We start from the raw sequence: 21,456 nt of genomic DNA, 5'->3' as shown, positions 1-21,456 counted from the left end.
CGTTCGCCGCCCCGTGCAGCACCAAACGGGTGCGGAGGCAGTCACTTTCACACAGTCGCAGGTCTGACGACCGTACGCGTATCCATTCAGGCCCTTGGTTGATCGGGATGTCGGGTTCGCGGTGGGCACGCCCGTTTCCTGTGTGCGGGCCCGGGTCGAGGCGCTGATGACGAAGCTGGCCTCGGATCGGGTGCTCACCGGCGACGACCGGACGTTGCTCGGCTGCTACCGCCAGGCCTATCGGACGTTGAGCAAGTGCCTGGAGGCGAATCTGTCGGTCGGGGCCGCGGTGCGGCGCCAGGCCGACTGCCGGATACTGCCGGCCGAGTACGAGGTGCGGAACCGCTCCAATGCACCCACCTACGTGACCTTCAAGGAGCTGGCTACGGCGGTCGGGGCGCGGGGTTGTCCCGTCGAAGGAGCACGCCTTGGAGTCCATGCGTGAGATCACGGCCAACAAGTACGAGCGGCCGTACTGGCAGGAGCACGCTCGCACCGTCCTGGACTCGCTGTCGCGGGAATGACGCCAGGCGTAGCCCTGCCGGCTGGCTGATTAGGACGTCCACGTGTCCTCATCGGGTCTCCCCAATGGCGGCGAACCAGTTGGCTGTGTTGGCGGGGTCCGCGATCGATGCCTTGTTACCCGCGAGGCAACCCCAACTAACCAAGAACCGCCCGATGACGAGACCTCGGTAGACTGCCTGGTAACAGGGCTGATGCAGTGGCATAGATGTCGTCAGCACCCGCGAGCAATGTCCGATTCTTCCCTAATGTCGCCGAAGGCAAGGTCGTCAAGAATCGGGCTCTGGGACACATTCTGTGATTGATCTTGGTGGTGGTTCATGGGGTGGCGAGGACTCGTTTGCGGAGGAGGTCGAGGTTCGCGCGGCCGTACATCTGTCGTTTGATCGTTTTGATGCGGTTGATGTGGCCTTCGACGGGGCCTGAGCTCCAGGGTTGGGTGAGGCCGGCGGCGACGGCGTCGCGGTCGTTGATCAAGCCGGTGGCGAAGCCGCGGAGTTCGGGGTGTCCGGCGTGCCGGGCGCGTTCGATCCAGGCGTCGAGGTGTTGTCCGGTGCCATGGTGGCGCACCAGTGCGGTGAACCCGCGGGCGAGGTCGGCGACGGTGTCCAGGTCAGGGCAGCGGCTGCGGGCGTCGGCGAGGTTGACGCGGTCGTCGTCGGTGAGTTTGTGTCCTGGCCGCATGATCCAGGCGGTGATCCGCCGGGCGGAAGGCACCTGGACGACCACCCGCGTCGGCCGGGTACGGGCGGTGGTGAGCCAGTCCCGCAGCACGCGCAGGCTGCCCTGGTAGCCGCTGGCCAGGATCTCGGCGAACAGGGTGGCGCTCTGGTGGATGCCGTCGGCGAGGCGTTGGCGTAGGTAGGGGTGGAACGGGGCGAGGACGCTGGGGCGGCTGCTGGCGTTCGGGCCGATCAACGTCTCGGCGGTGGCGGCGCGGGCGTACTTACGGGCGGTCCTGACGTTCACGTCGAGCCGGCGGGCGGTCGCGCTGATCGACAGCCCTTCGGCCCGCAGGGCGTGCACGGCCGCGTGACGTTGGCGAGTGTTCGCTGCGCGGCGTCCCGTCCTGACCGGCTCGGTCAGGACGGGCGCGGCAAGGGCAGGTGTGGGATTGGTGTGCTCTCGTAGGCACCGGCGGTGCCCACGGACGACCTTCTCGACCGCGTCGCTGAGGTTCTTCAGCAGGTGCCACCGGTCGGCGACCTGGATCGCGTCAGGTGCCCCTTTGCGGGCGCCCTCGGCGTAGCTGCCCCCGCGATCCCGGCAGACGATCTGAACGCCGGGGTGCTCCCGCAGCCATCCGGCGAGGGTGTCGGCGGTGCGGTCGGGCAGGACGTCGATCGGCCGGCGGGTGTGCATGTCGAGCAGCACGGTGGCGTATCGGTGCCCACGGCGACGGGCGAAGTCGTCCACACCCAGCACCGTCGGCGTCACCACTGGCGGGTCGGGCATCCGCCGGATCATCCGGATCAACGTCGTCCGAGACACCGACACCGCCAGCCGATGCGCCAACCGGCTACCCGGTCGACCGCCCAACGCCACGGCGACCGCTTCCAGGTCACCCGCCGCCAGAACCGTGTGACGGGCATACCGTCGGGTCAGCCCGGGCACCTGTTCGGCGAAAGTCCGCCGCCGGCACTCGACGTTGACGCAGGTGAACCTGCGGACCGTTAACGCGACCAGCACCTCATGGCCACCCAACCTGACGTCGGCCAACCGCCGCGTATAGCGACCATGCACAGTGGTCGACCAGACGCCACAGACTCCACACGCCGCCCGCACCGTCCGCACCGTCCGCGTCGCCGCGTCGATCCTGACTCCGACGGCCCGGACCACCACCGCTTCCAACCGCAGACCAACCAGATGCGGCAGCAACGCCACGATGATCTCCACTCCGGCACCCAACCCGAACTACCCGCGAGCACAACTCACAAAATGTGTGCCTGAGCCAGCATCGTGCAGGCCGCCATGATGGGCGTTGCCGCCGGCGACGCCATCGCGAACGGCAAGCCGGCATGACCACCGCCACGACCCGCCGCCCGGTCGCGGACCGGTTCGGGCCGCTCTACCCGGCGTCCGCGATGACGTTGCCGGTCATCCCCAGCCTCCCGATGCCGCGACTCGCCGCGCCGCCACCGGACGTGCGGAACCTCAGCCCGCACTACCGCGACCACTACGGCCCCAACATCCTGCGCGCATACCCCGCCGGAGATAGTGGGGACCGGATCACGGTCATCGACAAGGCGTTCCCGCACAGCGTCTACGACATGATGCTGCTCGCCACGGTCGGCGACGACAGAGTCATCGCGTCGTCGGTCAGTGACGTCTCCATGGCCATCCTGACGGCGCTGCTCACGTTCTGCGGGCAGTTCGTCCGCTACGTCCACGCTTCCTCGACTCGGCGCCGGTTCGGTCTCGACGGGGCGCAGTTGATGATCGGCACGAACTACGACCCGTCCACGACCGACCGAGACAACGGGCAGTGGTGGGACAAGCGGATCCACTGGCACCTCAACTGCTGGCCCACCACCGCCTACCGCGACGCCTCGATCGTGCCCCTGGGCGAGGTGAACGACATGAGCCGGAGACGGGCGCTGGTTGACCCCATCGCGCACCTCGCCGCGCAGGTCATGTGTGACGCATTCCGTGCGCAGCCGCTGCCCGCCGGCTGCCGGCTGGCAGGCGAGGCGGATCTGTCCTCTGCTGGTGGCCCGGTCGGATTCAAGATCGCTCTTCCGGGCTGGGACTTCCTGCCCGATACCGCCTGCGCCCGGCTTCTCGTCGCTCTTCATGACGTGGCCGCAGGCGCGTACGCGCAGCTGCGAGAGTGCTTCACCGGTAGCCCGGCGGCGTCACCGCCGTGGACTCGGCCAGGGCTGCTGCCGCCCGGTCAGGTCGCGGCGAACCTCGACGAACTTTCCTGGCTTTCCGAACCAGGCCGGCGGGGCCTGGTCATGCTGAGGTCGTTGCTACGGGACGTCACCGCCCGCGAGATGGATTTGATGCGGGCCGACATGGACCTAGCGAACCGGTGCCTGACCTTGGCCGGCCTGGACTATCACCTCGGATTCTGGTCCCCACCGCAACCCAGCAGCTGGCGCAACGGTCCGCCGGTGTACCTCGTGATGCAGTTCAAGCTGCTCAGCGCCATCGGCAGCAGCCCCGCGATCGGAGGCGGCGTCGCCTCGATCCTCGACCGCTTTCGCGGCCCGATCATGTCGGCGCAGCAGACCCGCCTGCGCCGACAGTTCCAGGACGGCTTCCTCACACTGCTGGACCGCGACCCGCCGGAGGCGGCAGCGTGACGAGTCACAAGCCCGACGCGGCCGTGGGGGCGAGCATCACCCCGGAGATCCTCGCCTTCTACGCCCACGGGGCCGAGCAGGGGCGCCTGACCGACCCGCGCCGCCACATCGAGTACCTGCGCACCCGCGACATCCTGACCCGTCACCTTCCCCCAGCAGGAACGGTCGCCGACGTCGGCGGCGGACCCGGCGCGTACGCGCTTTGGCTGGCCGCGGACGGCTACCACGTCCACCTCGTGGACCCCGTCGCCCTGCACCTGGAGCAAGCCGCCACCGCGTCCGCCCACGCCGAGTCGCCGCTGGCGTCGATCATGCGCGGGGACGCGCGCCGGCTGCCGCTCGGCTCCGGCAGCTGCGAGGCCGTTCTTCTGCTCGGCCCGCTGTATCACCTCACCCACGCCGCCGACCGCGCCCGTGCCTGGGCCGAGGCGCACCGCGTGCTCGTCCCGGGCGGCGTGGTCGCCGCCGTGGCGACGTCCCGCTTCTACACCACATGGGAGTACCTCGCCAAGAACCTCTACGACGACCCGGCCGTGGAGGCGATCCTGGCCCGGCATCTGCGCGGCGGGCAACACCGCAACCCGACCGGTGATCGACGGCTGTTCACCACCGGCTACTTCCACAATCCGGACGACCTCGCCGCAGAAGCCACCACCGCTGGCCTGCGCCCGCACGCCCTGCTCGCGGTCGAAGGCGCCGCGAAACTGCTGCCCGACCTCGCCGACCGTCTCCGCGACCCTCACCGCCGCGACCTGCTCCTGCGCGCGATCCGCCGCATCGAGGCAGAACCCGCACTGCTCGGCATGTCCGAACACGTCCTGCTCATCGCCCACAAGCCCACACCCGACAGCACCATGCAGGAGACGAGATGACCACCACCATCCGGCTCGCCGGCTGTGACCTTCCCACCGCCCACGGACACTTCCAACTGCACGTCTTCGGCCCTGAGAACGGGCGCGAGGAAGTCCTCGCCGCCGTCCACCGCCCCCAGCCCGCCGACCAACAGATCCCGCTGGTGCGGATGCACAGCGCCTGCGCCACCGGTGACCTGCTCGGATCACTCAAATGCGACTGCGGCCCTCAGCTGGCCACATCCCTGCACATGATCGGCGCGTCCGACTACGGGATCCTGCTCTACCTGCTGCGCCACGAAGGCCGCGGCATCGGCCTCGCCGCCAAGATCCGCGCCTACACCCTGATGGACCAGGGATACGACACCGTCGCCGCGAACGCCGCCGTCAACGCACCCGCCGATGCCCGCGACTACCGGCCCGCCGCATACGCGCTGACCTGGCTCGGCGTCACCTCCGTCCACCTCGCCACCAACAATCCCCACAAGATCGACGCCCTCCGCACAGCCGAAATCGCCGTCGACCGTGTCCCACTTTCGGGTTTCGTTACCCCTGCCAACCGCGACTATCTCCACCAGAAGGACACCCTGCTCGGGCACCTGAACAGCAGCGGAGCCACCACCAATTCCTGAACCGTGTGTCCATCCGGACATGCCCCGCCGTATGCCCCCGGTATGTATCATTCCGGCGTGCAGCAGGCGGGGCCCCGGGTCACACACCGGATGACCGCCGCAGTAGAACGGTGGCGCGCGTCGACATCGCTGGTCAGCGGCACCACTAACGTTCCGAACAGAATCACCGCACGTCGGTATGGCTGACGGGGAGAGGAAACGCTCAATGAAGGTCTGCGTTGTCGGCACCGGATACGTCGGTCTCACCACCAGCGTCAGCCTGGCCTTCCTGGGCCACGACACCACCTGCATCGACCTCGACAAGCAGAAGATCGACACCCTCCGCGCCGGCCAATGCCCGATCTACGAACCGCATTTGGAAGCGCTCCTTGAGCAGGCTGCCTCCCGCCTGACGTTCACCACCGAGTACGCCGTCGGCGTACCCGACGCCGACGTCGTGTTCATCGCCGTGCAGACCCCGCAACTGGACAACGGCAACCCCGACCTGCGATACCTGCGATCCGCTGCCGAAAGCGTTGCCCAGCACCTGCGCGGCGACTTCACCGTCGTGGTCAACAAGAGCACCGTCCCGATCGGTTCCGGCAACTGGGTCGACGCGATCCTGCGCGAAGCGTACGAACGCCACCACGGACACCGCCCCGGCGGGCAATTCGCCGTCGCCTCGAACCCCGAGTTCCTGCGCGAGGGCACCGCGCTCGCCGACACCCTGTACCCAGACCGGATCGTCATCGGTTCCGACAGCCAAGCCAGCCTGGATGTCCTCAACCAGCTCTACCGACCCATCCTCAACCAGTCCTTCACCCCGCCCACCGTGCTGCCCCGCCCTGCCGGCATTAGCGCCGTGCCGCTGGTCTCCACCGACCTGGCCTCGGCCGAGCTGATCAAATACGCGGCCAACGCCTTCCTCGCCCTCAAAATCAGCTACATCAACGAAATTGCCGCCATCGCCGGCAAGGTCGGCGCCGACATCCGCGAAGTCGCCCGCGGCACCGGCCTCGACGCCCGCGTCGGCCCCCGCTTCCTGAACCCCGGCATTGGCTGGGGCGGATCCTGCTTCGGTAAAGACACCGCGGCGCTCATCGCCACCGCCAGCGAGTACCACCTCGCCATGCCGATCGTCACCGCCGCCCGCGACGTCAACCACCGCCAGCGCACCAAGGTCGTCGACCGGCTCCTCGACGAACTTCACATCATCAAAGGCCGAAAGATTGGCATCCTCGGCCTTGCATTCAAACCAGACACCGACGACCTGCGCGACTCACCGGCCATCGACATCGCGAACCTACTTCTCGACCGCGGTGCCCGAATCACCCTGCACGACCCCGTCGCCGCCGACCGTTTCCGCCGCGAACAACCCACCCTGGCCGAGCACCTCGCCGACCGCGTCGAAGACGTGTTCGATGACGCCGACGCCATCGTGGTCGCCACCGAATGGACCCACTACCGCGACCTCGACTGGGCCAAATTCGCCCCCACCATGCGCTCACCGCTCGTCCTCGACGGGCGACACTGCCTCAACGCCGACAGGCTCACCGAACTCGGCTACCGATACCTGACCATGACCGCGCCAGCCATCCCCCCGCGCTCCCACACCTGAGTTGGGTGTTTACAACTCCTAACTAAATGATGTTGGGCGTAACCGGTTGGACGTGAGGATCGTTCTGTCTGAACGTGAGGAGGGGTGAGCAGCCGCCGTGGATCGTCTCGGACGAGTTGTGGGCCGAGATCGCGCCGCTGCTGCCGCCCCGCCCGCCACGGCGGCGCCGCTACCCCGGACGTAAGCCCCTGGATGACCGCAGGGTGTTGTGCGGGATCCTGTTCGTGCTCCACACCGCGATCCCGTGGGAGTACCTGCCGCAGGAGTTGGGGTTCGGGTCGGGGATGACCTGTTGGCGCAGGCTACGAGACTGGAACGACGCCGGCGTGTGGCAGCGACTGCATGAGGTCCTGCTCGGCAAGCTACGAGCGGCTGGGCAGTTGGACATGTCCGGGGCGGTGATCGACGGCTCTCACGTGCGGGCGCTCAAGGGCGGCCCAAAACCGGTCCGAGCCCGGTCGACCGCCGCAAGCCGGGCTCGAAGCACCACGTCATCACCGACGCGGGCGGCATCCCCCTCGCGGTGAGTCTGACCGGCGGCAACCGTCACGACGTCACCCAGCTCATGCCCCTGGTCGACAAGCTTCCCAAGATCAGGGGCATCCGCGGCCGTCCCCGGCAACGACCGCAGCGGCTCTACGCCGATCGTGGCTACGACTACGACTGCTACCGCCGACAGCTTCGGGCCAGGGCATCACCCCGGTCATCGCCCGACGCGGCGTCGGACACGGTTCCGGACTCGGCGCCCGACGGTGGGTCGTCGAGCAGACCATCGCCCTGCTGCACTGGTTCCGCCGCCTGCGCATCCGCTGGGAGATCCGCGACGACATCCACGAAGCCTTCCTCACCCTCCCGGCTGGCACTTGCGGCGTCCGCTACGGCGTCGGCTCGTCGCCGGACCCCTTCACGTACCTCGGCGGGTGGCTGCCCGCCCCGGACTCCAGTTGGGCGTCCCAGCGGATGGCTGACATCGGCGACGATGTTCGCCCGCTCTGATTCTCACGGTCGTCCCGCGCGGCCCCACCCGGACGGCGCGAGTTGGCCCCACCGGAGACCGTCGGAGCGGAGACGTGACGGTCTGAACTGGCCCTACCCGACGGCTCACCCCGCGACTACGGCATATCGCCGCGGTGCCGCCACGAGGGCGCGGATCGCGGCAGATGCGGACGCCACCTCCTAGCCGGTCTCGGTGAAACACCGGCCCGCGCCGTTACACACCGTGAGCACTGATCGCGGCTACTTAGAGACTTGGTCCAGGATCGGTGTCCGGCCAGACTCGGTCCAGGTGCTCGGCGAGACGCTCCCACATTGCGGCTGCGCACCGGTGTCATTGGTGTGGCTCTCTCATGGCCTGCGTCTCGCCGGGCACCGGGCGAGGAGTGGCTGGAAAGGGGTTTGTTCTGCTCGAAGTAGCGGTGCCCTCCTTGCTGACAACTCCGTCCGAGTTCAGTCAAGGGAGGCACCGATGTCGGTGATCATCGGGATGGACCCGCACAAGCGTTCAGCAACCATCGAGGTCGTCGACGAACGCGCCCGGGTGCTCGCAGTGGGCAGGTATGGCACGGACAAGGCTGGCTACGCGGAGATGCTCGCCGCCGGCCGCAAGTACGCCGATCGGGTGTGGGCGGTCGAGGGTTGCAACGGCATCGGGAAGCACATCGCCCACCGCCTGCTGCATGACGGTGAGGCGGTGCTCGACGTGCCCGCGAAGCTGTCTGCGCAGGTGCGGGTGTTCGCCACCGGCAATGGCCGCAAGACCGACCCGGTCGATGCGCACTCGGTCGCGATGGTCGCACTGCGCACCCCGAACCTGGTGCGGGTCCAGCTCGACCCGGGCCTGCAGGTGATGGGGATGCTGGTCGACCGCCGCGACGAGCTGGGCCGCGCCAGGACGCAGACCGTCAACCGGCTGCACCGGCTGCTGCTGGAGCTCTTCCCAGGCGGGGCAAAGCAGTTCCTGTCCGCACGGCAGGCACGTGCGCTGATCGCGACCATCAAACCCCGCGACATCGTCGGCAAGACCCGGCGCCGCCTCGCCGTCGAGCTCATCGGTGAACTCGAGGGCATCGACAAGAAGATCAAGACCGCGGAGAAAGACCTCAAGGAGCTTGTCGTCGCCCGCGGCTCCACGCTGATGGACCTGCACGGGATCGGCCCCTCAGGCGCAGCCCGGCTGCTGGCAGACGTCGGCGACATCCGCCGCTTCGCCGACCGCGACCGGTTCGCGTCCTGGAACGGCACCGCACCGCTGGACGCCTCCTCCGGCGACCAGAAGCGTCACCGGCTCTCCCGCGCCGGCAACCGGCGGATCAACCGGACGCTGCACATCATGGCCGTGGTCCAGCTGCGCAACCGCACCGAAGGCCGCGCCTACTTCGACCTGAAGAAGACCTCCGGAAAGACCTCCATGGAAGCCATGCGCGCGCTGAAACGGCGACTGTCCAACGTCGTCTACGCCCGCATGGTCGCCGACCAGAAACGCAGGCAGGCGGCGGATCCGGGAGGGCAGTCGGGGACGACTCTGCTATCCAGCGTGACCGACCTGACCCCGGAAATCGGCCCTTCGGACAAGCCACTTCCCGGACCCGCCACCAGCAAGCCTAAACCCGCCCTCCGAGCGGTGTCTTGACATAAAGGGGTGCCATGAGAGTTCGCCCAGTTGGGGGACGGTCCAGTCCGAGTTTGGCTTGTGGTCGGCGGTGGCGGCGTGACGTTGGCCGTCAGGAAACTCGGACGCGGTGAAAATGGGTTTTCGGCAGCATGGCGGTGTGAGCGACTTGCTGTGGGAGGACGTTCAGGTCTGGTTCGACCTTGACCTGAACGGGACGCTCCCGGATGTGCACGTGCCTGAGACGACCGTCGAGGATTGGCGGGCTCTTGTTGACCTCGTGCGGTCGGAGGGCTGGCAGCTCGCTTACCTGGTTGATGGAGGTGCGCGCCCACTGCCCGCCGCGGTCGAGGACATGCTGAGTCTCCGTGAGGAGGTCGGCGTCCAGTTGAACGTCTGGCCAGCACCCGGTGTTCTCGCGATCTTCCGGCTGTACGAGGCTGAGCAGATAGACTTCGATGTCGACTTGCGTGAGCTGCAGGGACAACAGCAGTTGGATGTCCTCTGCCGATTCTTGACCACAATCGGCCGCAGGCTACGCAAGTCGGTGCTGATGACGCCCGAGGGGCTGGGAAACGAGCCGGTGCTCGGGTACGACGTGGAGGCCGACCGGGTTGTGCTCGTGACCGGCGGTTGAGTTTCGGTTGCACGAGCCGTCACGGGGGCCGGCAAGCCAACATGTGCCCTTGCGCGGGCCGGGCCTGAAGCAGGGCCGGCCCTCCGGCGGGGGGCTCTTAGAATCAACGGCATGACGTTGTGCTCCGTATGCGGTGACGCCGATGCGCCTCGGCCGACCGGAACCGCGACCTACACCTATAGCGGTGTCACCCACAAGACCAGGGAATGCGCCGCCATGTCGTCTTTGGGTGAGAAGGTCATACGCACCAAGAACGGGTACCGCGCTGCCTCCGGCCTGAGTGTGTGCCTGGACTGCTTCAACTATGGGAAGCAACACATGTACTCGGGCCCGGACCCCCACAACCCGCCGCCGCCCGGTTGGCCGCACCGGTGAGTACCGGACCGCACCGGTACTGACGCTGAACCGGACGCGCCCGGAACTCCGTCGCTGTGCGGCCGCTCGCATGGGCGGGCCAAGCCGATGGTGGAGTGTCCGGTCTGGGAGCTACGGACCTTGCCGATGAGATTAGTGGCCGGCCTTCGAGTGGTACTCGTTGACGACCTCCAAGGGGATCCGGCCCCGGTCGGAGATGTCCTTGCCGGACTTCTTGGCCCAGTCCCGGATCGCCTTGTTCTGCTCCCGGTCCGTGGCCGCGCCGCGTCGACCGTGGCCGGCTCGCCCGCCATCAACCCCTACCGCACCACGGGAAGCGCGCCCTCCGCCGACTACACCGCCGCGGCCGATCTTGGCGCCGTGGGCTGTGTACGGCGCGAAGACGTCACGCAATTTCTCGGCGTTGGAAGCCGACAGGTCGATCTCGTACTGGACCCCGTCGAGAGCGAACTTGATGGTCTCGTCGGCGTCGCCGCCCTCGAGGTCATCGATGAGCTTATGAATGATCTGCTTGGCCATGTCCACATTCCTTCTCAGTCGGATGCGCCGTGAACTGCTAGTGTGCCGCGCCGGAAATTCGCCTTATAAGTCGGTGTAGGGTGGGGCGATGGCACGAACAGGGCGCCCCACTGCACCGCTGGTGTTGACCGACGAGGAACGCACGACATTGACCCACTGGGCGCGGCGGGCGAAGTCCGCGCAGATCCTCGCGATGCGGTCGAGGATTATCCTGGCGTGCGCCGAAGGCGCCTCGAACACTGATGTGGCAACAGATCTGCGTGTTCACTTGTCTACAGTGGGCAAATGGCGGCGGCGGTTCCTGGCCGATCGTCTCGACGGCCTGATCGACGAGCAACGTCCCGGCCGGCCACCCTCGATCGCCTTGGACAAGGTCGAAGAAGTCGTCGTGGCGACCCTCGAGCAGACCCCGCGCAACGCCACCCACTGGTCACGGACGTCGATGGCCGAGAAGTCGGGGCTGTCGAAGTCGACGATCGGCCGGATCTGGCGCGACTTCGGCCTCAAGCCACACCGGGCCGACACGTTCAAGCTGTCCACCGATCCGCAGTTCATCGAAAAGGTCGTCGATGTCGTCGGTCTGTACCACCACCCGCCGGAACGGGCTGTGGTGCTGTGCGTGGACGAGAAATCCCAGATCCAGGCCCTGGAACGCTCCCAGCCGGTCCTGCCGATGATGCCCGGCATGCCCGAGCGCCGCACCCACGACTACCACCGCAACGGCATCACCAGCCTGTTCGCCGCATTCGACATCGCCGACGGCTCGGTCATCAGCGAGCTGCACCGTCAGCACCGGGCGACCGAGTTCAAGAAATTCCTGATCACCATCGACAAGAGCGTCCCGGCCGAGCTCGACGTGCACCTGATCTGCGACAACTACGGCACCCACAAAACGCCGGCAGTACGTGCCTGGCTGGCGAAGCACCCACGGTTCCACATGCACTTCACCCCGACCGGATCATCATGGATCAACCAGGTCGAACGCTGGTTCGGCTTCCTCACCGACCAGAAAATCCGCCGAGGCACCCACAAAAGCGTCCAGGCCCTCGAAGCCGACATCCGATCCTGGATCGCCGACTGGAACAGCAACCCCCGACCGTTCATCTGGACCAAGACCGCCGAAGAGATCCTCGAATCACTCGCCCGATTTTGTAGGCGAATTTCCGGCGCGGCACACTAGCAGTTCGTAGGTCTTGGCGTCGTCGAGCGGCACGTCGAGGATGTCGATGTCGATGCCCTTGTTGGCGCGGACGTTGGCGATCGCGTCGCCGATCACGGTGAGGTTGCGCAGGCCGAGGAAGTCCATCTTCAACAGGCCCATGTCTTCAGCCTGGGTGAAGGGGAAGCCAGTGATCACCGGCCCGTCGGCCTTTGGCTTGACGAGCGGGATCACATCGATCAAGGGCTCGCTGGAGAGGATCACGCCAGCGGCGTGGATGCCGGTGCCTCGGGTGAGGCCCTCCAGGCCAACCGCAGTGTCGATCACCCGCTTGACGTCCGGGTCCTGCTCGTACATCTGGCGCAGCTCGGCCGCTTCGCCGTGCCGGGGGTGGTGCTCGTCGTGGATGGCGGCGAGCGGGATCTCCTTGCCGCCGTCCGCCGCCGGGAACGCCTTGGTGATGCGGTCCCCTAGGGCGTACGGCAGGCCGAGCACCCGGCACGCGTCCTTGACGGCGGCCTTGGCCTTGATGGTGCTGAACGTGACGATCTGGCAGACCCGGTCCTCGCCGTACTTGCGGGTGACGTATTCGATCATTTCGTCGCGCCGCCGGTCGTCGAAGTCGAGGTCGACGTCCGGCATGGTGACGCGCTCGGGGTTGAGGAACCGTTCGAAGACCAGCTTGTGCTCGATCGGATCGAGCTGGGTGATCTGATCCCGGTGCAGTAGGCGACGATCGACCCGGTGGCCGAGCCGCGGCCGGGACCCAGGCCGATGCCGTGCTCGCGGGCGTACCGGCAGATGTCGGCGACCACCAGGAAGTAGCCGGGAAAGCCCATGGCGTCGATGACCGACAACTCGTAGTCGATGCGGTCCAGCACCTCCCGCGGCGGGTGCCCACCGTAGCGACGGCGCGCCCCCTGCAGGGTCTTCTCGCACAGCCAGCTGGACTCGCTCTCGCCCTCTGGGACGGGAAAGCGAGGGGTCAGGTCCCGGCTGGCGAACACCTCTCCGTAGTCGCCGATTCGCTCGGCGATCAGCAGCGTGTTGTCGCAGGCACCGGGTACCTCACTGTCCCACAGCGCCCGCATCTGTTTGGCAGACTTGAGGTAGTAGCCGCTGCCGCCGAACCGGAAACGGTCGGTGTCGGCGAGCCGCTTCCCGGTGCCGACGCACAGCAGCGCGTCGTGTGCCCGGGCCTGGCTTTCAGTGACGTAGTGCGAGTCATTGGTGGCCAGCGGTGGCAGGTCGAGCTCCTTGCCGAGCTTGAGCAGTTCGTCGTGTACCCGGCGCTCGATGGCGAGGCCGTGGTCCATCAGTTCCAGGAAGTAGTTGTCTTTGCCGAAGATGTCGCGGTACCGCGCGGCGGCCTCGACGGCCCGGTCGTACTGGCCGAGCCGCAGCCTGGTCTGCACCTCCCCGGACGGGCAGCCGGTGGTGGCGATGATTCCCTGGCCGTGCTCGGCGAGCAGGTCGTCGTCCATCCGCGGGTACTTCTGGACGTGGCCTTCCAGCCAGGCCCGCGACTGGAGGCGGAACAGGTTCCGCAGGCCCTGAGCGTCGCCCGCCCACATCGTCATGTGCGTGTACAGGCCCCGCCCGGAGACGTCACCGCCCTCGCCGGTCTCGTCGTCAGACCGGCGCAACGCGAGGTTGTCGCTGTAGTACACCGGCTGCCGGCGATAGCGCGAGGCGGGAGCGACGTAGGCCTCGATGCCGATGACCGGTTTGATCCCTGCCTTGCGGGCCCTCTGGTAGAACTCGTACGCCCCGTGCACGTTGCCGTGGTCACTCATCGCCACGGCCGGCATCCCCTGCCGGGACACCTCCTCCATCAGCAGGCCCACCTTGGCCGCCCCGTCGAGCATGCTGTACTCGGTGTGCACGTGGAGATGCACGAAAGATTCCACTGGCAACCACACCTCCTGGCTGTAGGCTCGCGATCGATCGGAGCATTCGACCCGAGAGCAGGCGCGGTTGTCCAACAGTCAACACACCGAAGAGTCACAACCAACGGTTGTGGATGAGGCTGCAGCGGATCTTGATGTCGGCGCGGTCCGCGCCTTCGTCGCGGTCACCGAGGAGCGCTACTTCAGCGAGGCCGCGGCCCGGCTCGGCATCAGCCAGCAGGCCGTCTCCAAGCGCATCGCCATGCTGGAGAAGGACCTCGGCGTGGCGCTGTTCACCCGAACTTCTCGCGGTGCCCAGCTCACCGTTGACGGGCAGGCCTTTCTTCCGCACGCGCGCAAGCTTCTCCGAGTCGAAGCACGTGCCGTTGCCGCCGTGCGTCCCGGGCGTCGCGCGCTGCGCGTCGACGTGCTCAATCATCGGATCGGACCAGCAGCGCTCCTGCGCAATTTCCACCGGGCGCACCCTGACATCGAGCTCGATGTCGTGACTCTCGTTGACACCGATGTCGACGCGGCTATCGCCGCTATTAGATCCGGAGCAATCGACGCCTCATTCCGGGCCGTCACCGCACCCGAACAGCAACTACGGGATGGCGTCACGGCAGCGCGAGTCTTGGACGATCCCCATGAACTGCTTACCGGACCGACCCACCAACTGGCCGCCGCTCGCGCGGTCACGCCCGCCGATCTCGTCGGACACCGGATCTGGATACCCGGCATCGTCCCCGGAACCGAATGGGCCGCCTACTACGACGAGCTCGCTGCCGCGTTCGGGCTCACCATCGAGCGGGTCGGTCCCAACTTCGGCACAGACCACCTTCTGGACGTGCTCGCGGACTCCTCGACCCTGGCCAGCCTTAGCGGTGAGCAGGTCCGGTTGCTCTGGCCGGCAGACTACGACCTGCGGCGCATCCCGGTCCGCGAACCGACGCCGGTCTACCCGCACTCGCTGATCTGGCACCGCGACAATCCACACCCTGGCCTGGCCGCACTCCGCAGCTGCATCCGCGCGATGCAACGCCCGTACCATGGCGCCAAGACCTGGGCACCGAAGTGGGCAATGCCGCATGCGTCGCCGTGAGGAATACGGCTGCATTCAACCAGCCCAGGCGTCCAAGGCCGGTTCGACAGCGAACGCCGCCGCGGCAACCCGGGTTTCGAATGCTGCCGGTGCTGGCGCACGTCCACCGTGGCGTCCGACCGGCCCGCCGTCGAGGCCTGGACCCGGAGCAGCCCTCGGGCGAGGCGCTTGGAGTGCAGGTCGAGCAGCGCCAGTCGGCCTCGGCCGGGTGCCGGGCCAGGGCGGCGACGTCTCGGCGGACCCGCGCCGAGCCGGTGCTGGTCGCCACCGTCAACGCTTCAGCGGCGGCATGCAACAGAGCCCGGGAGATCATCAGCCGTAGCCGAGAACTCCCAGCTCACAGCATGTGCGACAGGTTTTGGCGCGGTACAGGGGGCCACCGGACATCAGACAGCGACTTCACCGGCCAAGCAGACCACACCGGGCAAGCTGGAGTCGATCATGCTTCTACCCAATGCAACAGAGCCCGACGGTAGATCTCACACGCCTCCGTCGACGTGCAGGGTTTCCCCGGTGATGTAGGAGGCCTGGTCGCTGAGGAGGAAGGTCACGGCGTGGGCCACCTCTTCTGGCCGCCCGTAGCGCCCTAACGCGATCTTCTTGGAGTGGTGTTCGACGTGTGCCCGCCGCTGTTCGGACGAGGTTCGCGCCGCCTCCTCAGTCTCGATCATGCCCGGGGCCACCACGTTGACGCGGATTCCCTGCGGGCTCAACTCCTTGGCCAGCGAGCGCATCAGCCCTACGAGGCCGGCCTTGGCCGCGGTGTAGTTGGCCTGCAGCGGCAGCCCGATCGTGGCCGATCGGGAGCCGATGGCCACCACCGAGGACCCGGCGACCATCAGTGGCAGTGCCTTGTGGACGACGAGGTAGGCCCCGGTGAGGGTGGTGTCCACCACCCGGTGCCACTCCTGGGGCGTCAGCTCGCCGAACGGCGCCCGGCTGATCACCCCCGCGTTGTGCACTAGACCGTGCAGCGTCCGGTGGGTGCTCCGGGACTCGTCGACGAGCCGCTCGACGTCCTCGGGGTCGGTCACGTCGGCCCGGATCAGCTGGTGGGTGCCCGGCGTTGCCTTGAGTTGCTGGGCGAGCGAATCGACGTGTTCGCCCTCGGTGCGGTAGCAGGCGGTCACATTCGCTCCGGCGGTGGCCAGTGCGAGGGTGATGCTCCGACCGATTCCCCGGGTCCCCCCGGTGACGATGATGTTCTTGCCGGCGAGTTGACCGGTCATGTCTATCTCTCTTCTCGCGGTGGGCCCGCCGAGCTCTTCCCGCGATCATGGACAGTCACGGGAACGCGGCGATGGCGGCGATGTGGACCGTTGCCCCGCCTTTGGCCAGGACTAAGCACCAGTCGCAGCCCGGTCGGCTGCGGCCCGCTCGTCTCGGACTCGGTCTGCGCGTTGAGGTGTCGCTCCGCGACGGCGCTGTCCATCGGAGCATCGGGCTTCATCTCGCGGTACTAGACAAATGCGCAGCTCGGAGGCGATCCAGCTCCTCCCGATACTCCCAGAAGAGAGGCATGAATTCCAGATCGGGCGCTCTCGATCCTTTTGCCATAGATCATCCGGGCCCCCTGCTCAGCGTGCCGTTCCCAGGTTCAGCTTCAGACGGTGCCGTCGCCGTGGAGGTGCGCCGTCGGCCGGAGAGCGTGCCCGATTGCCGTTGGGGGTTCGAGGATCTCGATGCCCGACGCCTTGAGACCTACCTGCGGTTGATGTCGCGCGAGCACCGCTACTGGGCGGGCTACGAACCGTTGTGCGCGGAATGTCAACGGCCAATCAGATTTCCCGTAGGCGGCCAGTAGATCTCCCCGCTGGCGGCCATGGTTTCTCCCAGGCGGCGGCCAGATGGCTCCCCGCCGTGGGGTGGTGCTGGGGTTAGTACAGGGCTTTAACGCCTTGTCCGGCGGTGGCTTGGTAGCTGTCACCCTGGGTCACGACGACGTGGGCGTGGTGCAGGAGCCGGTCGACGGTGGCGGTGGCCAGGGTCTTGGGCATGATCTCATCGAAGCCGGAGGGGTGCAGGTTCGAGCTGACCGCGAGGCTGCGGCGTTCGTAGGCGGCGTCGACGAGGCGGTAGAAGCCTTCGGCGGCGTCCGGGGAGACCGGCAGCAGGCCGATGTCGTCGATGATGATCAGGTCGGTGCGGATCAGCCGGGTCATTGCCCGGGTGACGGAGTCGTCGGGGCGGTGCCGGCGGACCATGACGCCGAGGCCTTCGATGGTGAACCAGGCGACGGTCATGCCGGCCTCGACGGCCGCTTGGCCGAGGGCTTCGCAGAAGTGACGCTTGCCGGTGCCCGACGGGCCGCAGATGGACAGGTTCTCCTTGCGTTGCACCCATTCCAGGCTGCGCAGCGCGTCCTGAGTCGGCCGTGGGATCGAGGATGCGGTCTCGTCCCGTCGCCGAAGGTCTTGCCGGCCGGGAACGCGGCGCGTTTGCGGCGGGTGCGCAGGTTGGCCTGGTCCCGACCGGCGGCTTCCTCGGCGAGGAGCACCTGCACCACCTCGGCCGGGTCCCAGCGTTGGGCTTTCGCGGTGGGGATCAGATCGGCCATCGCTCGGCGCAGGTGCGGCAGCTTCAGCCGCCGGGTGAGCTCGATCGCTTCGGTCAGCGGGTCACCGGCCGCGCCGGTGACCCGCAACGGGGTGATGGTCACTGTTCTCCAGTCGTCGTGCCGAAGGTCGACCAGGCGGAGGTGCCTGGCTGCAGGCTGTGGGTTTCACTGGCCCGGGTTGGTGGGGTGTCGTCGTCGCGTTGGTGGGCCAGGATGCGGATCACGTCGTTGTCGGCGAACCGGCCCGCCAGTGCCGCGGTCCCGAGGGCCCGGTCAACCTGGTCGACACCGTGCAGCTTGGCGAGGGCGACGGCTTCGGCCATCTTGCGGTGACCCCCCGGACACCGGTGGCGGCGGCTTCGACCAGCCACGCGGCGGCGCCGGGGCCGAGGGCGAGGAACGCGGCCTCGTCGGCGGTGCGGGCCTGCGGCACCCGCTCGGCCGTGTCGGACTGACGTGACCGGGGCGGGTAGTGCTCGTCGAGGATCGACGGGCGGCCGGGCTGGGTCCGCCGATGGCGGGCGACCTCGACGGGCCCGGTGTCGCCGACGGCGGTGACGATGAGTTCATCGCCGTGGAACCGGGCCCAGACCCGAGTATCGACCAGATGATGGGGCACCGAGTAGCGGACCCCGTCGACGGAGATGGCGCAGTCCCAGTTCACCCGGCGGGTGGTGCCGAACGCGACCGTGAACGGCTGCGCCGGCAGCGGATGCAGTCGTGTCTGTTCCTCGAGTAGGGCTTCGGCCGGCCGGCGTCGGGTATCGCGGTGGATGCGGGCGTTGACCTCGTCGGTGAAATCGCGGCAGGCCGTCTCCAACTCGGTGAACGTGCGGTACTGGCCGAGCAGTTTCGCGCTGGTCGGGACCACGTCCGCCTTGGCGATCTTCACTGTGTTCTCCGCGCCGCCTTTGGACTGCGGGTCCGCCGGCACGCAGGTGCGGATCGTCATCCCGTAATGCCGGGCCACCTGCACGATCTCAGGATTCCTGACCGCGATGTCCGTGACATGCTCGCCCGGGTGCTGTTGCGTTGTTCGATCGGTGGACATGCTGAGCTCGGTGGGGAGTTGCGGTCAGATCGCTTGGGCGAGTTCGGTGAACGCGGCGGCCAGCCGATGTGCGGGTGGGGTGTCGGTGGCGAGTTTGTAGTGTCCGCGTCGTAGGTTCTGGATGAAGGTCTGCTGCACCGGTAGGTGACAGTTTCAGTCACGCGGCCTGACTGGCCGGTGGGGTCATGATGGTCTCGTACTCGATAGGGGTCAGCCGGGACAGGGATCGCTGTCGTCTGCGGCGGTGGTAGGTCCGTTCGATCCAGGTCACGATCGCGGTCCTGAGCTGCTGGCGGGTGGTCCAGGTTCGCCGGTCGAGGACGTTGTTCTGCAGCAGGCCGAAGAACGATTCCATGGCGGCGTTGTCGCCGGCGGCGCCGACTCTGCCCATCGACCCGATCATGTGATGCTGGTTGAGGGCGCGGATGAGTTTCCGGCTGCGAAACTGGGACCCGCGGTCGGTGTGTAGCACGCAGCCGGCCACTCGGCCGCGTCGGGCTACGGCGTTGTGCAACGCGTTGACGGCCAGCCGGGACTTCATCCGTGAGTCGATGGAGTAGCCGACGATCCTCCTCGACCAGACGTCCTTGATCGCGCACAGGTAGAGCTTGCCCTCGGCGGTGTGGTGCTCGGTGATGTCGGCCAGCCACAGCTGGTTCGCCCGTGGCGCGGTGAAGTCCCGGCGCACGAGATCGTCGTGCACCGGTGGGCCCACCTTGCCGCCCTTGCCGCGGCGCTTCTTCTTGCCGAACGCGCTCCACCAGCCGTTACCCGAGCAGATCCGCCACGCGGTTCGATCGGCCATCGGATGCCCAGCGTGCCGGGCCTCGTCAACCAGGAACCGGTACCCGAACTCCGGATCGTCGCGGTGGGCGTCCACCAGGGCGTTCGCGCGGTAAGCGGCAACGAGTTCGGCGTCGCCGACAGGCCGGGCGAGCCACCGGTAGTAGGGCTGACGAGCGATGCTCAATACCCGGCACGTCACCGCTACGGGGATACCGTCGGCGGCCAGCTCGCTCACGAGCGGGTAGAGCCTTTCCCCGGCAGGTTCGCCTGCGACAGATACGCCGCGGCCCGGCGCAGGACCTCGTTCTCCTGCTCCAGCAACCGGATCCGCTTGCGGGCCTCGCGCAACTCGGCTGACTCGCTGCCGCTGACACCCGGTCTGGTCCCAGCGTCAACGTCAGCCTGGCGCAACCACTTGAACAACGTCATCGGGTGGACTCCGAAGTCCTTCGCGATCTGCTCGACCGTCACGCCAGGGTCCCGGTCACGGGCCACCCGCACGACGTCATCGCGGAACTCACGAGGGTAGGGCTTGGGCACGGCAACATCCTTCCAGCCCGCCACCAGGGCAAGCCATCTCAGATGTCACCTACCGGTGCAGCAGACCCGGGCTCGGTTCGTGATCGCAATGATAGTAGTGCGAACAAGGTAGATTTGGGCAGGTTAGCGGATCCATCCGAGGGATTGGATCGCGGTGGCGGCGAGGAAGAACCCGGCGATGCCGATGATCCAGAGGGTGGTGCTGCGGGTGTTGCGAGTGAGCCATTCGTCGAGCCTGTGCAGCGGTTCTTCGATCAGGTTGCGTGCGGTGAGGCGTGCGATGGTCAGGGCGAGCGCCGGGGCGATCATGACGAGGCAGTAGCAGGCGAGGAGCAGCAGTGCGGTCGTCCAGGTGGAGGTCTGGGTGGTGATGATGCCGGTCGCGGCGATGTAGGGCAGCATGGAGGCGACCTCGACGAGGACCGCGGTGATCGCGAGTCCCATCAGCGCGGCTGACGCTTTGCCGCCGCCCATGGCCCGTTCCCGCCAGCGGCGTATCCTGCCGGAGCGCTGGCTGCGTTCAGTCGCTCGGGCTCGGGCCGCCTTGGTGTCGAGGGCGAAGCTGATCACCAGCAGGATCACCCCGGCCGCGAGTTGGCCGACCAGAATCGGGCGGGACTCCAGCAGCCCGCTGGGGCTGTCGAGGAGGGACCTGCCACCGGCCATCAGCACGATCCCAATCGCGAAATACACTACGGCGACCGTGCCGAGGTACAGCAGGATCCGGTGCAGCCGTGTCAGTCCGGGTGCCATTAGCAGCCAGACCGGCACCAGTAGGGTGCCAAAGCTCAGCGAGTCGGTCAATGCGAGCACGAGCAGCGCGCCAGCGCTCTCGATCGGGATGATCACTGCGGCCCCCGGCGGAGCTTCTTCTCGCACACTGCGGTGGCACCAGCCCCTTCGGCGCGGTTCTCGGCGACGACTTCCCCGTCCAAGATGATCCGGCATTCGATCCAAGTCGCGTCCTGGCCGGCGGTGGCCTCCACCAAGGAGCCGGTAAGCGGGAACGGCACGTCCTTGGACACCTCGAACCTCTCCCCATACGGCAAGGACACATCGTGCTGATCGACACGCTGGGGGTCCTCCCGGGCGTCGACCACCACCCGCAGTTGGCTGGCTGTCGCGGCGTCGCTGGTGACCTCGACCTCCACGACCATCGCATCCGAAGACGCGGACGACTGCCCACCACCGCCGCTCCATGGCAGGAAAGCACAGCCCGCCAGGATCGCCGCCACCATCGCCATGGTCGCGACAACCGCCGCTCCCCTCGCTACTCGACGCATCTCCCACTCCCTCAAAGTTGGCACGATCGTACTAGCTTCC

The 21,456-nt window shown here is 67.4% G+C and carries 17 protein-coding genes and 4 pseudogenes; 10 read left to right on the top strand and 11 right to left on the bottom strand.

Features of this window, described 5'->3' with window-relative positions; translation table 11 throughout:
• The first annotated feature begins 166 nt into the window (after nt 1-166).
• Nucleotides 167-445 carry a hypothetical protein gene (locus tag OG617_RS01200; protein WP_405097921.1) on the top strand — a complete coding sequence of 93 codons (279 nt, stop codon included), beginning with the start codon at nt 167-169 and terminating at the stop codon, nt 443-445.
• Between the two features lie 395 nt (nt 446-840).
• On the opposite strand, the gene OG617_RS01195 is transcribed toward OG617_RS01200, so the two are convergent.
• On the bottom strand, nt 841-2,418 hold the full coding sequence (locus OG617_RS01195; protein WP_405097919.1) for an ISL3 family transposase: 1,578 nt from the start codon (nt 2,416-2,418) through the stop codon (nt 841-843).
• A 122-nt stretch (nt 2,419-2,540) separates the two neighbouring features.
• On the opposite strand from OG617_RS01195, the gene OG617_RS01190 reads away from it, so the two are divergent.
• The 7 genes and pseudogenes from OG617_RS01190 to OG617_RS01160 all read left to right on the top strand — a co-directional run bounded on the left by OG617_RS01190 (nt 2,541) and on the right by OG617_RS01160 (nt 10,155).
• On the top strand, nt 2,541-3,830 hold the full coding sequence (locus OG617_RS01190; RefSeq protein WP_405097917.1) for a hypothetical protein: 1,290 nt from the start codon (nt 2,541-2,543) through the stop codon (nt 3,828-3,830).
• Nucleotides 3,827-4,702: a class I SAM-dependent methyltransferase gene (locus OG617_RS01185; RefSeq protein ID WP_405097915.1), complete on the top strand. Its 876-nt coding sequence runs from the start codon at nt 3,827-3,829 to the stop codon at nt 4,700-4,702. Before OG617_RS01190 ends, OG617_RS01185 begins: the two co-directional genes overlap by 4 nt.
• Nucleotides 4,699-5,313 (top strand): GTP cyclohydrolase II, encoded by a 615-nt coding sequence (locus tag OG617_RS01180; RefSeq protein WP_405097913.1) that lies wholly within the window; start codon nt 4,699-4,701, stop codon nt 5,311-5,313. Before OG617_RS01185 ends, OG617_RS01180 begins: the two co-directional genes overlap by 4 nt.
• A gap of 205 nt (nt 5,314-5,518) precedes the next feature.
• Nucleotides 5,519-6,910, top strand: a complete 1,392-nt coding sequence (locus tag OG617_RS01175) for a UDP-glucose dehydrogenase family protein (RefSeq protein WP_405097911.1) — start codon at nt 5,519-5,521, stop codon at nt 6,908-6,910.
• 101 nt (nt 6,911-7,011) lie between these two features.
• Nucleotides 7,012-7,762: pseudogene (locus tag OG617_RS01170) on the top strand (IS5 family transposase); the annotation flags it as partial.
• Nucleotides 7,763-8,375: 613 nt separating this feature from the next.
• Nucleotides 8,376-9,539, top strand: a complete 1,164-nt coding sequence (locus tag OG617_RS01165) for an IS110 family transposase (RefSeq protein ID WP_405097909.1) — start codon at nt 8,376-8,378, stop codon at nt 9,537-9,539.
• 139 nt (nt 9,540-9,678) lie between these two features.
• On the top strand, nt 9,679-10,155 hold the full coding sequence (locus OG617_RS01160; RefSeq protein WP_405097907.1) for a hypothetical protein: 477 nt from the start codon (nt 9,679-9,681) through the stop codon (nt 10,153-10,155).
• A 507-nt stretch (nt 10,156-10,662) separates the two neighbouring features.
• Here the strand turns inward: OG617_RS01160 and OG617_RS01155 are convergent.
• Nucleotides 10,663-11,049, bottom strand: a complete 387-nt coding sequence (locus tag OG617_RS01155; protein WP_405097905.1) for an Lsr2 family protein — start codon at nt 11,047-11,049, stop codon at nt 10,663-10,665.
• A gap of 88 nt (nt 11,050-11,137) precedes the next feature.
• On the opposite strand from OG617_RS01155, the gene OG617_RS01150 reads away from it, so the two are divergent.
• Nucleotides 11,138-12,229 carry an IS630 family transposase gene (locus OG617_RS01150; protein WP_405095182.1) on the top strand — a complete coding sequence of 364 codons (1,092 nt, stop codon included), beginning with the start codon at nt 11,138-11,140 and terminating at the stop codon, nt 12,227-12,229.
• Here OG617_RS01150 and dnaE read toward each other — a convergent pair.
• Nucleotides 12,227-14,076 (bottom strand): annotated as a pseudogene (dnaE, locus tag OG617_RS01145) (DNA polymerase III subunit alpha); the annotation flags it as partial. The gene OG617_RS01150 and the pseudogene dnaE sit on opposite strands and share 3 nt — an antisense overlap.
• A 109-nt stretch (nt 14,077-14,185) precedes the next feature.
• On the opposite strand from dnaE, the gene OG617_RS01140 reads away from it, so the two are divergent.
• Nucleotides 14,186-15,199 (top strand): LysR family transcriptional regulator, encoded by a 1,014-nt coding sequence (locus OG617_RS01140; RefSeq protein WP_405097903.1) that lies wholly within the window; start codon nt 14,186-14,188, stop codon nt 15,197-15,199.
• Between the two features lie 479 nt (nt 15,200-15,678).
• On the opposite strand, the gene OG617_RS01135 is transcribed toward OG617_RS01140, so the two are convergent.
• The 8 genes and pseudogenes from OG617_RS01135 to OG617_RS01100 all read right to left on the bottom strand — a co-directional run bounded on the left by OG617_RS01135 (nt 15,679) and on the right by OG617_RS01100 (nt 21,416).
• Nucleotides 15,679-16,428, bottom strand: coding sequence for an SDR family NAD(P)-dependent oxidoreductase (locus OG617_RS01135; RefSeq protein WP_405097901.1), 750 nt, complete (start codon nt 16,426-16,428; stop codon nt 15,679-15,681).
• Nucleotides 16,429-17,076: 648 nt separating this feature from the next.
• Nucleotides 17,077-17,538 (bottom strand): ATP-binding protein, encoded by a 462-nt coding sequence (locus tag OG617_RS01130; protein ID WP_405097899.1) that lies wholly within the window; start codon nt 17,536-17,538, stop codon nt 17,077-17,079.
• On the bottom strand, nt 17,439-17,858 hold the full coding sequence (locus OG617_RS01125; RefSeq protein ID WP_405097897.1) for an ATP-binding protein: 420 nt from the start codon (nt 17,856-17,858) through the stop codon (nt 17,439-17,441). Before OG617_RS01125 ends, OG617_RS01130 begins: the two co-directional genes overlap by 100 nt.
• A pseudogene (locus OG617_RS01120) lies at nt 17,855-18,771 on the bottom strand (Mu transposase domain-containing protein); the annotation flags it as partial. The gene OG617_RS01125 and the pseudogene OG617_RS01120, both read right to left, overlap by 4 nt.
• A gap of 60 nt (nt 18,772-18,831) precedes the next feature.
• Nucleotides 18,832-18,930 (bottom strand): annotated as a pseudogene (locus OG617_RS01115) (IS6 family transposase); the annotation flags it as partial.
• A 34-nt stretch (nt 18,931-18,964) separates the two neighbouring features.
• A protein-coding gene (locus tag OG617_RS01110; RefSeq protein WP_405097895.1) for an IS3 family transposase occupies nt 18,965-20,133 on the bottom strand; the annotation gives its coding sequence in 2 pieces (ribosomal slippage) (nt 18,965-19,846 and nt 19,849-20,133; 1,167 coding nt in all).
• 123 nt (nt 20,134-20,256) lie between these two features.
• A complete protein-coding gene (locus OG617_RS01105; protein WP_405097893.1) occupies nt 20,257-20,982 on the bottom strand; it encodes a GAP family protein in 726 nt (241 codons plus the stop codon).
• Nucleotides 20,979-21,416 carry an MmpS family transport accessory protein gene (locus OG617_RS01100; protein WP_405097891.1) on the bottom strand — a complete coding sequence of 146 codons (438 nt, stop codon included), beginning with the start codon at nt 21,414-21,416 and terminating at the stop codon, nt 20,979-20,981. The genes OG617_RS01105 and OG617_RS01100 overlap by 4 nt, the downstream gene beginning before the upstream one ends.
• Nucleotides 21,417-21,456 lie beyond the last annotated feature (40 nt).

It is taken from the genome of Micromonospora sp. NBC_01412, assembly GCF_045040215.1.
GTDB lineage: Bacteria > Actinomycetota > Actinomycetes > Mycobacteriales > Micromonosporaceae > Micromonospora > Micromonospora rubida.
Note: the sequence above shows the minus strand (reverse complement) of the source record. Positions and strands in the feature narration are given on the sequence as shown.